The following is a 16,439-nucleotide window of genomic DNA, read 5'->3' on the forward strand; positions in this document are numbered from 1 at the left end:
AATTAAAGAGGGAGATTAAAAGAAAAAGTTGAGCCTTCGTTCAGTTTGCTTTCTACCGTCATAAATCCATGATGGGCTTTAACAATTTCGGAGGAAATGTATAAACCCATTCCGAGCCCGCTGGTTAAAAACTTTTTGTCTTCTACACGATAGAAGCGTTCAAAAATACGTTCCATTTCTGTCTCGCTTAAACCAATACCGGCATCCGTTACAGAAACCCTTACATAGTTATCAACCTGTACAGCATTAATATCAATCGGATGATCGGTGTTAGAATATTTTACAGCATTACTAATTAAGTTCATCAGCACTTGCTCCAACCTTTCAAAATTGCCGTTTAACATAAAATCGCCGGTATAACAATTTATAATTACAGCAGAAGGATAAATATGGGCCACGTTTTCTACACAAGTAACAATCAGTTGGCTTAAATTAATCCTGGTTACGCTAAACTCTAATTTACCAGCCTGTATTTTACTTACATCAAGCAAGTCGTTTACTAAAATCTGAAGTTTGTTTAAAGATTCGTTTGCTTTTTTTACAAAGGTTTTTACCGTAACGGGCAAAACTTCTTTCTGAAAAGAATCAATTAACTGAATGTACCCTTTGGCACTGGTTAAAGGTGTTTTTAGTTCATGGCTGGCAATGCCTATAAACTCGTCCCTTTTTTCCATTTCCTTTTTCTGGTCTTCAATATCGGTATTGGTGCCAAACCATTTAATAACCTTGCCACTTTCATCTTTATACGGTACTGCATGGCCTAAATGCCATCGGTACTGCCCATCTTCTGCACATTTAAGCCGAAATTGCATTTCATAAAGCTCACCGCTTTCAAAAGATTTTTTCCAGGTATCGATTGAATTTTCCAGGTCGTCCGGATGTATCGAAGATTTCCAGCCCCAATCTTTACTTTGCTCAAAATTAAAACCGGTATATTCATACCAGCGCTGGTTATAGTAATCTATTAAACCATCCGGCCGGGCTGTCCAAACCATAACCGGAATGTTATCTGCCAAAAACTTAAAATGTTCCTGGCTTATCATCAGGTCCCGGGTCCTTTCTTTTACAATATCTTCCAGTTCGTCATTGGCACTTTCTGCAATTTGCCTTGCCTCTTCCAGTTGTTCGTTCTTAAATTTTAACTGTTGTTCTGTTCTTTTTTGCGAAGTAAGATCGGTAAGGATAATACTTAATGAGGCTTCTTCATTTAGCGGAAGTGCGTTGATAGACAGCAGGAAAGGAATATGGTGATTATAAAAATTGACAAGGTTAATTTCACCTTTGGTTTCTATTGCCCATCCGGCACGGATTAATTCATTATAAACTTCTTTAAATGTTTCCGGTACAAAGGTTTCGAACGGAGTGCCGATCACTTTTTCAAGCGGCAGGCCAATCATGGATGCAAACCTCGAATTACTGTATAAAACAGTGCCTTTATGATCAAGCGTTACCGCTCCTTCGGCCATTTTTTCTATAAAAACCCGATAAGTTTGGTCTGCACTTCTAAGTGTATAGAGTTCATGGCCGCCATTGGCTTTAACAATCAGCGCATCTACCTGACCGGTCCTGATAGCTTCAATTGCATCACTGGCTTCTTCTAATTGCCGTTGCAGTTCCTGGTTTTGGCCTAATAATTCATCATAAGTTGGAATTGCTGGCATTTTTAACCTATGTTTTCTAAACCTAAACCTTTAAATACTTTGTTCGTGTCAGACATATCACCAATTAACCTTCTTTCCGGAAGCGGAAATTTTTTTACCAGCATGGGCAAAGCAATCAGCTGTTCGTTCTGTGCAATGAGAGGCTGTTGATAAACATCTATAATTTCCAGATCGTATTTGTTTTTTAAATAAGTTTCGCAAAAAGCTTTTGTGTTTGTAATAGCACGTAACGAATTTGGCGATGCCCCGGTTACAAATAATCTCAGTTTATAAATTATATTTTCTGTTTTATGTGGCCCATCCTCCGGAGATCCCTGCTCCCAAGAACTCATAATGCTGATTTTACAGCTCTGATATTCAGGCCAACCAGCACTTTTTCTTCATTAGAAAGGTCTCCGATAATTTTACGGATGGGTTCCGGAAATTTTCTTACCAGGGTTGGGATAGCAAAAATCTGGTCTCCTTCGGCCAGTTGCGGCTGCTCTAACAAATCAATTATTTCAATCTGGTATTTTCCCTGCAAATGCTCTTCGCAATACTTTCTGAGGTTTTTTAACGCAGTAACCGATTTAACAGTTTTTCCGGCTACATAAAGCCTTAATTCCCAAGTATCTTCTTTTACTTCTTCCATTAGATCAGGAGCTCTTTTTATCATTCATATTATCGGTATCATTACCTCCGCGTAATTTTGTCATTTCCAGGCGTGTTTTTTCTGCTACTTCCTTTACCAGCTCTTCTTCAACATAAACCTTGTTCAGTTCTTCTTCAACTGATTCAAATTCGCTTTGCAAAGTTGCAATTTTGGCTTCTAAAGCTTTTCTCTTTCTTTCAATTTCCCTGTCTTTACGACTTAATCCATGGTTGTAAATTACTTTTCCGGTTTCTTCATGCATTTGCTGTGCTTCCCTTGCAGAACCAGTCAATACGCCGTCAGGGCCAAGATAAACATCAATCAGTTCTAACCCGTTATTCGTAATTACAAACTCCCTTACCTGGTTAGAATGTTTCATGCCCCTTGATTTCATGATGTATAAGCCCCGGTTACGCTCGCCGTTAAACTCAATATCGCTTACTTTAAGCCATGCATCAACTAACGAAGAAACGCCTTCATCTGTTTGCTCGTTAACAATGTTATTTAGCGTTAGTGCAGTAAACATTACAGTAATTTGCTCTTCCTGCAGAAAATCGATCAGTCGGATCAGCATTGATTTTACTTCGCTTACGGAGCCAACCGTAATCAGGTTTGTTATCGGATCAAGAATAACCGCCTGTGGTTTATGCTTTTTAATCTGTTTATGAATAGCAACCAGGTGCATTTCTAAGCCGTTAAGGGTAGGCCGGGAAGCATAAAAAGTGAGTAAACCATCATCCACATGCTTTTGTACATCCATTCCGATAGAAAGCATGTTCCGCATAATCTGGTTCGGAGATTCCTCAAAAGCAAAATAGATACATTTTTCTCCGCATTGGCAGGTTGCATTGGCAAAAGTAGCCGCAATACTGGTTTTCCCGGTACCGGCAGTGCCAGATACCAGGATGCTGCTGCCGCGAAAAAATCCTTTTCCGCCCATCATATCATCTAACTGAACGATCCCCGAAGGAATTCTTTCTGTGGAAACATTATTATTCAGTTTGAGGGAAGTAACCGGTAAAACAGAAATGCCTTCTTCATCAATTAAAAAAGGATATTCATTGGTGCCATGCACAGATCCCCTGTATTTAATAATCCTTAACCTGCGGGTAGAAATCTGGTTGATTACGCGGTGATCCAGTAAAATAACACAATCTGAAACGTACTCTTCTAAACCTTGCCTGGTTAAAGAACCCTCTCCTTTTTCGCCGGTAATAATGGCCGTTACGCCTTTTTCTTTTAACCAATGGAAAAGACGGCGCAGTTCTGTACGCAGAAGGCTTTGGTTGGATAAGCCCGAAAATAAATTTTCAATAGTATCCAAAACCACTCTTTTAGCGCCAATGCTATCAATAGCATAACCTAAACGGATAAACAAGCCGTCCAGATCGTATTCGCCGGTTTCTTCAATCTCGCTGCGGTCTATGTGCACATAATCTACGCGTAACTTTTTCCCGGCCTTTAATTGTTCCAGGTCAAACCCCAAAGAAGCTACATTGGTAGCCAGTTCTTCTGCTTTTTCCTCAAAAGCCATAAAAACGCCGGGTTCGTTAAATTCTGTAGCGCCGCGTACAATAAATTCCAGCGAAAATAATGTTTTGCCCGACCCTGCTTCCCCACAAATTAACGTTGGCCTTCCTTTTGGTAAACCGCCGCCGGTAATATCATCGAGGCCAACAATACCTGTTGGCGTTTTTTGCAAAGCCCCTGGTTTTTTAGGCCCTGTTTCATAAGTTTGATTTAACATTATTAAATGTGAAAGGAGATTTTTTTTTGAAATGGTTTTAAAGGTAGAAATAATATGAAACACAAAAAACGGATTGGCAGAAATATTTCATTTCTGCTGCCAACAGCGATGCTTCTTTTACCTGATAAAATTAATTTTGTTACCAGTTATCCGGCTTGGTTTAATTTTTATTTACACTTTTAAAACAAATTATTAGTCATAAACCTTCTATGTTTCTAACATAAATAATACATTCAATGAAAACTAATGATGAAATAATCAGCGATTTAAAAGGGCTGGTAAACATTTTAAATGATGGTAAAGAAGGCTACCAATCATCTGCAGAAGCTACAGATTCTGTAGAATTGAAAGCTGTTTTTGAAAAAATCGCCTTAGAGCGGGCTGCTTATGCAACCGAATTAAAAGCGCATATTAAAGTTCACGGAGGTGATTCTGATAACGACAGCGGCGGCCTTTTAGGTGCAGTACACCGTACCTGGATCGATATTAAACAAGCTGTTAGCGGCAATGATAACAAAGCCATTTTAGATTCTATCGTTACCGGAGAAAAAGCGGCTTTAGAAAAATACGATGCTGATATTGCTGATTATACTGACCATGCAGACCATTTGGCTTTGTTAAAAAAACAACGTGATGGTATTCAAAACGATTTGAACCAGATCCAAGCTTTATTAATCCAATACGCTTAATTCAGATTTTAAGCCGATAAAAGAAGCATCGTTATTTTCAGCGATGCTTCTTTTATGCCTGATTTTTCAGATAGGCGTTACCGTGTAAGTTTTGCCTTTTGCACTGGTAAAGCTGGTTACATAGCCAATATTGCTTTTAACAGATTTAGCCTGGATACCTGCAACTTTAACCGGAACCTTGGTACGAAGTTTACATAAGCCCCCAATATTTGATTTGATACTGGACGAAAGCAATTTATTATTCATCCATTTAATAGCAACTTCAAAATTTCCCCTCGCTTTTAAGCCTTTAATTTCGCCGCTTTGCCAGGCATCCGGCAAGGCCGGTAACAAATGAATTTCATTCAACTGACTTTGCAGCAGCATTTCCGTCATTCCTGCCGTTCCGCCAAAATTACCATCAATTTGGAAAGGCGGGTGCGCATCAAACATATTCGGATAAGTGCCTGAACCGGAACCAACTTTCCCAAGTGTTCCGTCCGGATTTGCTTGCGGAATTGCAGCTGCCCGAAGCAAATCACGAACTAATTTATAAGCATGGTTTCCATCCAGCAATCGCGCCCAAAAATTAATTTTCCAGGCCAAACTCCAGCCCGTTCCTTCATCGCCTCGCAGTTCTAAAGTTTTTCTTGCTGCCGCAGCAAAATCAGGCGTAGTTACAGGAGAAATTTCCGTTCCGGGATGCAAAGCAAACAAATGCGAAACATGCCGGTGATGCGGGTCAACATCTTCCCAATCCTTGTACCATTCCTGCAAGTTTCCTTTTTTGCCGATGTGCAATGGAAACAGTTTGCTTCTTTTATCGGTAATTAATTGGCGAAAAACAGAATCATTATTGAGTTCTTTAGAAGCAGCAATTAAATTGGTAAACAAATCCCAAATGATCGACATATCCATCGTGGTAGCGATAGAAACATTGCCTTTCTGGCCTTTATCATCCAAAAAATCATTTTCAGGAGAAAGGGAAGGCGCGGTAACCAGATAACCGTTTTTGTCTTCCACCAGCCAGCTCAAACAAAATTCTGCTGCGCCTTTCATTAATGGATAAGCCGTATTTTTCAGAAATTGTTTATCGCCAGTAAACTGGTAATGCTGCCATAAGTGCTGACATAACCACGGCGAACCCATTGCCCAGTTCGCCCATTTTGGGTCGCCGCGCATATCGCCAACCGGATTAGACAACGCCCAAATATCGCTGTTATGATGAACCGCCCAGCCGTTTGCATGGTAAAATTCTTTTGCCGTTACTGCTCCGGTTACCGATAAATTCTTAATAAAATCAAAAAGCGGCTCATGCATTTCAGAAAGATTCGTCATTTCTACCGGCCAATAATTCATCTCGGTATTGATATTAGTAGTGAAATTAGAACTCCAGGAAGGCCGGATATTATTGTTCCAGATGCCTTGTAAATTTGCAGGCGTTCCGCCGGTGCGCGAACAGGAAATGAGCAAATATCTGCCAAAATTAAAATATAGATTTTCCAGTTCCGGATCTGTTGCGCCGTTGGTATAACCAATCAAACGTTCATCTGTTGGCAAAGTGGCATTACTGTTATTTTCAGGCGCAGCCAAATGAAAAGAAACTCGGTTAAAGTATTTGTGGTAATCGTTTAAATGATCGTTCAGCAATGTTTGAAGATTCTTTTTTAAAGCTGAATTTAAATATTGCTCCGCCAGTTTATTTTCATCTTTTCCATCCGAATCCGGGCATTTATCGAAACCATTAAAACTGGTTGCTGCCGAAAGATACAACGTAACATCAGAAGCATTTTTTACAGAAATCCCGCTCGTATCCGAAACAATCGTGCCATTGCCTGCTGCTTTTACCAGCAATTTATAGCGCATTCCTCTGCAACTGGTAGAATCCGCATAAATAATCGGCTCTTTGTTATATTTAACATTTGTTGGATCAACATGCGCCGGCGCCCTGCCTTTCATCGCAATTTCGTTATTGCTGATGCTTATATTTTCAAACTTCAACACGCTTTTAGTGCTCGCTTTAAAATTAAGTTCGCCGGGTTTACTTGTAGTAAGATGAATTACAATTACCTGATCGGGCGCAGAAACAAAAATTTGCCTGGTAAAAACAGTACCGTTAACCGTGAAACGCGTTGTTGCAAGCGCATCGCGGATATTTAAATCACGATAATAATCAGTTGGCGTTGCGCCTTTCAAATCCTGGTTGATCATCAAATCTCCTAAAGGCTCAAAAGATTCAGAATAAACCCCTTGCATTTTTCGGGTTAAAGCTGATGCTTTTGTATAATTTTCTTCCTTAAAAAGCGCTTCTCTCGCCAAAAGTAAATTAGCGTAAGCATTTGGGTTAACGTTTGTTTTAACCGGTCCGCCTGACCATAAAGTACTTTCGTTTAACTGGATCAGCTCGTTTTCAACTCGTCCAAAAACCATTGCGCCTAAACGTCCGTTGCCTAAAGGCAAAGCTTCCGTCCACACTTTTGCAGGTTTAGTGTACCAGAGTTTGGTATCGTTTTGAGAGAACCCTCGCATGGGAACAAGAAAAATCAGCAGTAAAAGAAGCTTCTTCATAATAAATTTTACAGAAATAATTGGTCCGGCAATAAACGCAATCCTTTATTGCTTTGCAACCTGTACTATACAGATTTTAGGTTGATAAAAGAAGCATAGGAATCCCATCAACCTAAAAATCCCTAACTTGCAGCACTAAAAATCAGGTTTCGGTAAAACACTTACTGTTCATTTCTGGTTACGCATCAAAAAAACCCTTGTTCTGCTTTATGCAATCGCTTTCTGTTAATAGTCTAAATTCTGGTAAACGTATTAAAATCTTCACCTGGCATATCCACGGCACTTATCTATATTACTTATCTTTAGGAGATTACGAAATTTACATTCCGGTAAGTAAAGAACCAAAACCGGGTTATGTTGGCCGCGGGCCTACTTTTCCCTTCGGAGAAAATGTACACGAAGTTGATGAAGAAAAAGTAAAAGAGCTGGAACTGGATTGCATCCTCTTCCAAACCAGAAAAAACTTTTTAGATGACCAGTACGAAACGCTTTCTGCAGAACAACGCGAACTGCCGAAAATTTATCTGGAGCATGATCCTCCGCAGGAAATAACGCCTTATACCAAACATATCATTACGGATAGCAGCATTTCACTCGTTCATGTTACGCATTTTAACAGTTTGATGTGGGATAATAACAATGTTCCTTTTACCGTGATTGAACATGGTGTGAAAGTACGGACCGTTCCTTATTCAGGAGAACTGGAAAGAGGGATCGTAGTGATCAATAATATTGAACGAAGAGGACGCCGATTGGGATTAGACGTTTTTCTGGAAGTGCAAAAACACGTTCCGATCGATCTGGTTGGAATGGGCGCAGAAAAATTGGGTTTAGGCGAAGTTTTACACCCGGAACTGCCGGAATTTTTAAGCAGATACCGTTTCTTTTTTAACCCGATACGCTTTACAAGTTTAGGTTTAGCCGTTTGCGAAGCGATGGTGATGGGCATTCCGGTTTTGGGTTTAGCAACCACAGAACTGGCTTCGGTCATTAAAAATGGCGAAACAGGAATTGTACATACCGACATTAATTACCTGATCAATGCGATGAAAGATTTATTATCCAATCGCGAAAAAGCACAACAAATTGGTGCAGCCGGACAGGAAATGGCCAAAAAACGTTTTGACATCAAGCGTTTCAATGCAGATTGGCTCCGTGTTTTTAACGAAACAATCAGCAAACACCAGCACTCAAAAATAGTATTGTAAAAGAAGCATTGCTTGTTACTTTTACATCTTTAAAATAAATATAAATATCAACCCAAAAAATGGAAAAATTACAAGGTAAAGTTGCATTGGTAAGCGGCGGCGCGCAAGGACTGGGGCAGCAGATTTGCTACCAGTTGGCCGAAGCAGGTGCAACGGTTATTGCAGGCGATATTCAGGAAGAAAAAGCAGCCGGAACCGTTAAAACGATTACAGAAAAAGGCGGAAAAGCTATTGCGATGCGCTTGGACGTAAGCAGCGAAGAATCTGTTAAAGAAACAATTGCAAAAATTAAAAGTGAATATGGCAGTTTAGATATCCTGGTAAATAACGCTGGTATCGATTTTACCAAGCCAATTTTAGAATTATCAGTTTCTGAGTGGGATGCCGCTTTTGCCGTTAATCTACGCGGGCCATTTTTAATGTCTAAATATGCTTTGGAAGTGATGTCTCCGCAAAAATCAGGAAACATCATCAATATTGTAAGTACAGCATCTTTACGCGCCTGGACGGAAGCTTCTGTTTACCACGCTACCAAATGGGGCTTACGCGGATTTAGTCACGCGTTGTTTACCGAAGCCCGCAAAGTAAATGTAAAAGTTACAGCCATTATTGCTGGCGGAATGAGCACACCTTTCTTGCTGGACCGTTTCCCGGATATTCCACCTCAAAATTTACAAGATCCAAAGAATGTTGCGACTAAAATCCGTTATATTATTGAAGATGATACCGATACTGTTGTACCGGAAATCCTGATCCTTCCGTTAATGGAAACCAGCTGGCCTTAAATTTTATCTGGTAAAAGAAGCATCAGCATTAAAAACTATTGATAAAAACAGTATGATGAGCAAGAACAGGCACGAAGAGATTATGGATCACTTTAACCAATTAAAAGTATTGGTGATTGGTGATTTAGTAATGGATATTTACCTTAAAGGTGATAGCTTTAGGCTTTCACCAGAAGGGCCCGTGCCTGTTGTTACCATTTCCAGTCGCGAAGAAATTCCAGGTGGCGCAGCAAATGCAGCCATCAATTTAAAAGCTTTAGGCGCACAAGTAAGTTTTTTGGCAATTGCCGGTGATGATAAAGATGGCGATAAGGCTTGCAAGTTCATGGAAAAAGCCGGAATTAATTGTGATGCGATTGTTCGGGAACCTTTCCGAACAACGGTTACCAAAACCAGGTTAGTTTCTAACGGACAGTTGTTAAGCCGTTTTGATTGCGGATCTCAAAATCCGCCTTCTGCTGATTCTGAGCAGAAAATATTTCAGTTTTTAAAAGCTCGTTACAGCCGTTTCGATGCAGTTGTTTTAGGAGATTACAAAGCCGGTTTGTTTACGCCGGCTTTGATTGAGTTTTTGCAGCAGATTCAGCAGCAATCTCCTGCTTATTTAGCACTGGATTCTAAAAATTTGCCTTTGTTTACGCCGTTGCAGCCTTCTGTTGTAAAACCGAATTATGTAGAAGCGATCAGTTTACTTAACCTGCAATCGTTAAGCAATAACCGGATTGAGCAGTTGAAAAATTACGGACCAACTTTGTATCGATTGACAGGCGCAGAGCACATTACGCTTACTTTGGATGAAGAAGGTTCAATGCTATTTGAAAAAGGAGAATATGTGCATCATACGCCAGCATATCAGGTAGAAGCACCGCATGTTGTTGGCGCGGGCGATACTTTTATCAGCACGTTTACTTTGGCACAGTGCTCTGGTGCAAATACAGTGGAAGCGGCCGAATTGGCTACTGCAGCGGCTACGGTTGCTATCCGTAAAACGACTACAGCCCCTTGTTTTCTAACCGAATTAAAAGCATTCTTTTCTACGCAGAACAAGTATGTGTCTGATGCTAAAGAACTGGAAGAATTATCCCAGTTTTACCATCAGCAAGGCAAAAATATTGTGTTTACAAATGGTTGTTTTGATATTCTGCATTCTGGCCACGTTAGTTATTTAAACCAGTCTAAAAATTATGGAGATGTGCTGATAGTTGGTTTAAATAATGATGAAAGTATCAAACGTTTAAAAGGTTCCAGCCGGCCAATTAATGAGCTTGCTGATCGTATTATGGTACTTTCCGGCTTAAGTTCTATTGATCATATCGTGCCTTTTGGTTCTGCGGAAGATGATACGCCATCAGCCTTGATCCGTGCAGCAAAACCGCAATATTATATTAAAGGCGGCGATTACAATATGCAAAACCTGCCAGAAGCAAAAGTTGTGGAAGAAGTTGGCGGACAGGTTGCTTTTATTCCTTTAGTGCCAGATCATTCTACTACGAACATGATCAAAAAGATTAATGCGGATGCAAAGATGTTAAAAGCGATCTGATTAAACTTTTTCTGTCATTCCGAATGAAGAGAGGAATCTTCATCAAATCGATTTTCTTTTGTGCGTTCTTTTGCTTGATCAAAAGAACCAAAAATCAAGAATGCCGGATCGCCTCCGGGCGGCATTCAACCCTACGCACCTGGACGGCTACCTTTATGGTTTAATACCTTTATTGTAAACAGACAAAATGCTTCTTTTATCACCTAAAAATTATAGTGCTAAAAGAAGCATTTGTATTTTAATCCCTCAAAAACTCCGGTGCATTTACTTCCCGGTTTACCAAAGTTGTAGGCAGTTCTAAATGGTAACCGCCAGAAGGCAGCAAACCAAAACCGCCATATTTTTTCATCAGTTTTTGCTGAATGTAAACTTCTTCGCCGCAATGTTCTTCCGGTAGTTGTTCCCAAAAAGTAAAGCCGCCATTTTCACGCAACTTCTCTGTATCATATAAAATACAACCGCCAACCCAGGCAATTTTGTATTTCTTTTGGTTTTCCGGCTGGATATTTAATTGCTGGGCAACATGCATAATATTAGCCGCATTATGTACCACATGCCTTTGCCATTCGGTTGTTTTGGGTTGAATGGTTTCCGGTTGAACTTTATCTTCCCAAAACTCAATTTGCTGCTGGTGCGCACGGATATCTTTACTATAACTCAAACCGATAGGCATCATGCCCACAAAAGCAGCATTTTCTTCATCCAGCGCTTTTACCATTCGGCCAATTACATCCGGTTCCAGGATAATATCATCATCCAAATACAAAGAATATTCGCCTGTACTTTGATCCAGCAAAAACTGCCTTTGGTGAGCAATACCTTTTTTGGGAAGATTTTGTACGAGTTTTAAAGGCGTTTTGTGAAGATCGAAAATCCGCTGCAAGGTTTGGATCACGCCATTGTTTCCGGTAAAATTATCGCTCTGATCAGCAACAATCACTTCAAAACCGCTAAAATCCTGAGCCGTTAAAGCGGTTAAAGTGGCTATAAGCGCCGTTAGCCGGTTATAAGTTGGTATTAAAACAGATACTTTCATTATATATAATTGCTTGGCGATACCGGTAATTGTTCAGCTTCCTTCGGCCATTCTTCACTTTGTTGCAACAGATCAAATGCAGCAATTTTCACTTGTTCTATGCTGATCCCATCCACAAAAGAAATCTCATGCTTACAATCTTTATCGTTTTGCTCAGAAGCCGGGCCTGTGATGGTTTTATCGCAAACCGGGCATACAATCATCCAGGATAACAAAGTACGGTTTAAAGTGATGGTAAAAGGGGCACTGGTGATGATGTTGCCGCACCAGTAAGTTGCTACCGTTGGCGTTTTTAAAGCGCGCGCCAGGTGTAACGGGCCGGTATCGTTAGAGATCAATAGTTTGGAAACCGATAGCAGTCCTGTTAAGCCAGCCAAAGATACTTTTCCGCAGAAATTAAGCACATGCTTCTTTTGTGCCATATTTTTGATCACGGCATCTGTTACTTCCCTTTCCCAATCGCTTCCAGTAACGATAACGGTAAAACCGGCTTCAATCAAAAAATCTGCAACAGCAGCAAAGTTTTCAGGCGACCAGCGCCGGCGTAAATCCGTAGCGCCGGGATGGATAACAACGAATTTTTTACTTTGATAATTAGGAATAATCGTTTTCAATTCATCCAAATCAGAAGGTATCGTTTCAAATTCCGGTTCTACAAATGCTGTTCGTGCGCCTGCTTTTGAAACTACTTCCAGATAACGCATCGGTTCGCTAAAATACATAATGTAAGGCACGTTGATATCCAAAGGCGGCGCTCCGGCTGCTTGCAAACCAATGCTTTTTTTAGCACCTAAACGTTTGGTAAACGGATTGGAATTGCCGCCGCCGCCATGAAACTGGAAAGCTAAATCAAACGCTTCAGCCTGCATTTCTGCAAAAAACTGATCCAATTGCGCCTCGTCCCGCTGGTAATCATAAGCGGCGCCAACGCCGGGATAAGGCGGAACAACGACCACACGATCAATCGGGACCGGCCTCTCTTTTAAAAACTCCTGGTGCCAGGGTTTACCCAGATAAACAATTTCGGCACCCGGAAAAGTTTCTTTTAAAGCACGTAAAGCAGGTAAAACAAAAATAAAATCGCCCAGCGCGTTGGCCCTTACAACGGCTATCTTTTTAACTGTTTCCAATTTTGTTAATGCTTCTTTTATCGGTAATTTATTTGTCGGATGTACACAAACCGATTAATTCAGTTTTTGCCAGGATATGTCCTTCCGCAGCTTGTTCCACGGCTGTTTTGTCTGATGCTTTCGGAATATCCAAAACGGTATCTAAAGCGGTTAAAGTAAACAGATAAGTATGCGTTCCGGAAAAATATTTCGGACAAGGGCCTTCATAACCAAAGCTTTTATTGTTTGCCAAACCTTCGGTTGCGCCTTCCGGGATTTCGTTTTGTTTGATTGAGGTAATCGTTGGCGGAATGTTGAATAACAACCAGTGAATCCATGCTGTTGGTGTAGCATTAGTATCTTCCAGGCTTAAAATCAGGCTTTTTGTTCCTTCAGGGATATCTTCAAAAAATAATGGCGGGTTGATGTTTTCACTTAAACAGGTAAATAGTTCAGGAAATTCCTGGTTTGATTCGAATACGCTTTTTAAATTCATGTTAGGTTGATGTTGAATATTTATGAGAGACGAAGGTATAAATTAGAGCAGATATAACTCCGAATACTGTTTTTAGGTATGAAAAATTGTGCTCGCTGCTTCATCCATAACTTGCAGTTTTTTGCGTTCGATTGCTTTTTTAAAGAAAGCAATCAGTTCTTCTACATGATAATCGAACGAAAAAAGCATCCGTTTTTCCCAAACGGTTTGGCGCAATTGTTTCATTTTTTCTTGATCACGCAATTGCAAGGCTAACTCAGCAGCATCATTAAAAAACAAGCCTAAACCAAGGTTTTTTACGATGGATTGCGTGGCAACGGTATGGCCGCTATTATCACGCTGTAACATCGGCAAACCGGCAGCAGCTAAAGTTGCCATTCGTGCCGGATAGTTTAAATCGTCCCAATTGGCCTTCATCAGTTCGCCTTCGTTATCGCTTTTGAAAAAATGCAGCCAGCCCGCATCGTATTGCGAAAACTCTTTCACCCAGTTATGCTGCGTTACGTTGGGATGGATATGCAAATAACCAGGCGCCAGTTTTTGCGTTTTGATGATCCACTCTTTCCATTGTCCGTGTGTAAAATCGCCATAAAAGTGAACGTGAATTTTTTGTTTGGCCAGTTCAACAACGGTATGCGGATGCAAACCAATTGGACGACCGGGAACTACCGTATGTAGTTCACCATCTTTTTCAGAAAGCAGCGGCGATAATTCAGTTTTAAACCAATCTTTTTTCGGGAGATCTCCATCTAAAACCAAAGCAGTTTCAGCGGATTCTTTTGGTAGGAATTGTAAAAACCAATCACGCATTTCGGGACTAGTGTAAATTTGTCCATCGGATTTGGTGTATAAATCCATCATTTGCGGCCAGGTCCCTTTTTCCATGCAAATAAAAGGCCCTTCTTTAAAATTCCAGACGAACGGAATGCCCGTATCAGCCATTAAAATTTCATGCGCAAAAGGAACGGCTTGCCAGTTTAATTGTCCGTAAATAATATCCGGTTTGAGTTCAGCTAAAGTTTGTTGCCAATTTTCGTAAGGAATATCGGTTACATTACCAAAAGGCAGCGGGCCAACATTGTTGTACCAATACGGATCGCGCATCCACAAACCATATAATTTGTGGCCTTGCTCTTCAAAAGCAACAATGCGCTCGGCATTATAAGCCAGCTCGCCAACCAATACTATTTTTAGGCCGGTAAAAGAAGCATCGTCGCGTTTCTGGCGGAAAGGTTCATAATAACTGATCTCATCAATATAATTTCCAACTGTGGTATGGTAGCGCAAAGGCTGTTTTACGTGGTAATATAATTTGTAAGGATTGATACCGCCAACCGGTTCCTGGATAATTTTATAGCGTTGATTTGGATGATCGACCCACTCGCAACTTACTTTTTCGGTTGCTGCAAATGCTCCTTTTACCGCTAATTTATTCCAGAACATCCGGCCTAAATCATCGGTAACTAACTCATCTCGTTCTATCCAACGGTCTTCTGTTTTTTTGTGGAGACATTGTACTAATTGCAACCAGAAACCTTCTAATTTTCCGGTACAAGTTCGGTTGTAATGATGGCGGATTCCGGAAAAAGCAAGAACGTTTTCCTCCTTTTCTTCCAATTTATCCAGCAAAGATTGCAGGTGATTTTTGTAATAAATGTCATCCGCAGGCAAATAAGCAATTAAATGATGTTGCGCTTTTTCTAAAGCTAAATTTAATGCTGCGCCCAAGCCTGTATTTACTTCTTTTTCGAAATAACTGATTTGTGGATGATTTAAATATGGCGTAATTATTTTCTGAAGATCATCGGTAGAACCATCATTAATAATAATAAGTTCCCAATGGGTATGACTTTGTAAGATTAAACTTTCTATCGCCCTGTTTATAAAACTCGCCTGATTATACACAGGCATCAAAACGGAAATACTTCGTTTACGGTCACTTTCACTCATGACCTGCTAAACTATGTTTTTTATTGATTTGTTTGTATTAGCAATAGAGAAAAAGTATGATAAAAACAGTATTGACAATAATCAGCGGACTGCTTTTTTAGCTGCCATCGAATCGCTTATTTTACAACCTAAACCCGCTACAAAAGCATAACTATACATAGCTACAGCCTTAATAGTGCTTTCCTGTTTTTTGAAATTCCATACATCTTTTAAAAATTCAGGATAATTTTTACTGTTTAACTGATCAAAAGCAACAGAAATAGTTGGCGTTAACGAATGCGCCGTATGCCACAAACCGAAAGGAATAAACAAAGTTTCGCCGGCATGAACGGTAAAAGTTATAGGTGTTGCTTTTTTAAACTCCGGGAATTTCTCGTAATCCGGCTCAAAAATATTGAGATTAGATTTCCAGGGGTTTTCGGGATCCGGATACAGGTATTTATCCTGTCCGCGTGGAAAAACGGTAAATTGTTTATCGCCAAATAATTGGGTAATCCAGGCATTTAAATGATAGAAATCCAAATGCAAATAGGGAAATTTTCCTCCGGGGCCTCCAATAAAAAGCTCGATTGCATTTCCCCAATGGCCAAGTTTAAATAACTTATTATCGAACCAGTTTGGGTTGGCATAGTTCATTCCAATTGGACTAATTAGCGGTAGCAACTCTGGCAATTGCTCACCAATATCATATTTACAAGGATAAGGCGCAGGGTTTTCGGCGGTGCTGTTTTCTACCAAATCCATAATTTCCTGCATATTATACTCGTTGCCTTTTACAATCGTTTTACGGTCGCCGTAGTTTTTTCGGAACCAATCCGGATTAAATAATCCGTTTGCTTTCCAGATACTGGAAGCATTTTTAAAAACCAAAGGTATGCCCGGAAGATAATGTTCTTCCATAAACTCCTGATAAGAAACTGCTCCTTTTTTTTGAATTTCCATTGTTCTAACCTGTTTAAAGGTTAGCTGTTTACGTAAAAAACGGGCTTAGGTTTTGGGTGAGGATATTTTGGTGATGCTTCTTTTATCGCCCAAAA

14 protein-coding genes are annotated in these 16,439 nt (G+C 40.2%); 4 read left to right on the plus strand and 10 right to left on the minus strand.

Features of this window, described 5'->3' with window-relative positions:
- Positions 1–2: 2 nt before the first annotated feature.
- Genes GO621_RS16025 through kaiC form a run of 4 tightly spaced genes read right to left on the minus strand, consistent with a single transcriptional unit; the run spans position 3 to position 4,039 of the window.
- The gene (locus GO621_RS16025; protein WP_157568877.1) at positions 3–1,661 is read right to left on the minus strand and encodes a hybrid sensor histidine kinase/response regulator; all 1,659 of its coding nucleotides are present in this window, start codon (positions 1,659–1,661) and stop codon (positions 3–5) included.
- A gap of 2 nt (positions 1,662–1,663) precedes the next feature.
- On the minus strand, positions 1,664–1,993 hold the full coding sequence (locus GO621_RS16030; protein ID WP_157568879.1) for a circadian clock KaiB family protein: 330 nt from the start codon (positions 1,991–1,993) through the stop codon (positions 1,664–1,666).
- The gene (locus GO621_RS16035) at positions 1,990–2,316 is read right to left on the minus strand and encodes a circadian clock KaiB family protein (RefSeq protein WP_157568881.1); all 327 of its coding nucleotides are present in this window, start codon (positions 2,314–2,316) and stop codon (positions 1,990–1,992) included. Before GO621_RS16035 ends, GO621_RS16030 begins: the two co-directional genes overlap by 4 nt.
- Entirely contained in the window at positions 2,297–4,039 is a 1,743-nt protein-coding gene (gene kaiC, locus GO621_RS16040; protein WP_157568884.1) for a circadian clock protein KaiC, read from the minus strand. Before kaiC ends, GO621_RS16035 begins: the two co-directional genes overlap by 20 nt.
- Before the next feature lie 236 nt (positions 4,040–4,275).
- On the opposite strand from kaiC, the gene GO621_RS16045 reads away from it, so the two are divergent.
- Complete coding sequence (locus GO621_RS16045; protein ID WP_157568886.1) at positions 4,276–4,728, plus strand: ferritin-like domain-containing protein; 453 nt, start codon at positions 4,276–4,278, stop codon at positions 4,726–4,728.
- Positions 4,729–4,794: 66 nt separating this feature from the next.
- Here GO621_RS16045 and GO621_RS16050 read toward each other — a convergent pair whose 3' ends face one another.
- Entirely contained in the window at positions 4,795–7,275 is a 2,481-nt protein-coding gene (locus tag GO621_RS16050) for a glycoside hydrolase family 95 protein (protein WP_157568888.1), read from the minus strand.
- 209 nt (positions 7,276–7,484) lie between these two features.
- Between GO621_RS16050 and GO621_RS16055 the strand changes: the two genes are divergently transcribed.
- From GO621_RS16055 to rfaE2, 3 genes are read left to right on the plus strand one after another with little or no spacing between them, the layout of a single operon-like run.
- Positions 7,485–8,483, plus strand: a complete 999-nt coding sequence (locus GO621_RS16055) for a glycosyltransferase (protein WP_157568890.1) — start codon at positions 7,485–7,487, stop codon at positions 8,481–8,483.
- Positions 8,484–8,542: 59 nt separating this feature from the next.
- The gene (locus GO621_RS16060; RefSeq protein ID WP_157568892.1) at positions 8,543–9,268 is read left to right on the plus strand and encodes an SDR family oxidoreductase; all 726 of its coding nucleotides are present in this window, start codon (positions 8,543–8,545) and stop codon (positions 9,266–9,268) included.
- 52 nt (positions 9,269–9,320) lie between these two features.
- A complete protein-coding gene (gene rfaE2, locus GO621_RS16065) occupies positions 9,321–10,811 on the plus strand; it encodes a D-glycero-beta-D-manno-heptose 1-phosphate adenylyltransferase (RefSeq protein WP_157568894.1) in 1,491 nt (496 codons plus the stop codon).
- Between the two features lie 238 nt (positions 10,812–11,049).
- Here rfaE2 and GO621_RS16070 read toward each other — a convergent pair whose 3' ends face one another.
- From GO621_RS16070 to GO621_RS16090, 5 genes are all read right to left on the minus strand, one after another.
- Positions 11,050–11,847, minus strand: coding sequence for a glycosyltransferase family 2 protein (locus GO621_RS16070; RefSeq protein WP_157568897.1), 798 nt, complete (start codon positions 11,845–11,847; stop codon positions 11,050–11,052).
- Positions 11,847–12,977, minus strand: a complete 1,131-nt coding sequence (locus tag GO621_RS16075; RefSeq protein ID WP_157568899.1) for a glycosyltransferase family 9 protein — start codon at positions 12,975–12,977, stop codon at positions 11,847–11,849. The genes GO621_RS16070 and GO621_RS16075 overlap by 1 nt, the downstream gene beginning before the upstream one ends.
- Positions 12,978–13,005: 28 nt before the next feature.
- The gene (locus GO621_RS16080; RefSeq protein ID WP_157568901.1) at positions 13,006–13,452 is read right to left on the minus strand and encodes a YbhB/YbcL family Raf kinase inhibitor-like protein; all 447 of its coding nucleotides are present in this window, start codon (positions 13,450–13,452) and stop codon (positions 13,006–13,008) included.
- A gap of 72 nt (positions 13,453–13,524) precedes the next feature.
- Entirely contained in the window at positions 13,525–15,402 is a 1,878-nt protein-coding gene (locus GO621_RS16085; RefSeq protein WP_157568903.1) for a glycosyltransferase, read from the minus strand.
- Positions 15,403–15,483: 81 nt separating this feature from the next.
- On the minus strand, positions 15,484–16,344 hold the full coding sequence (locus GO621_RS16090) for a cupin-like domain-containing protein (protein WP_157568904.1): 861 nt from the start codon (positions 16,342–16,344) through the stop codon (positions 15,484–15,486).
- Between the last annotated feature and the right edge of the window lie 95 nt (positions 16,345–16,439).

The sequence above is a fragment of the Mucilaginibacter arboris genome (assembly GCF_009754915.1).
Classification (GTDB): Bacteria; Bacteroidota; Bacteroidia; order Sphingobacteriales; family Sphingobacteriaceae; genus Mucilaginibacter_A; species Mucilaginibacter_A arboris.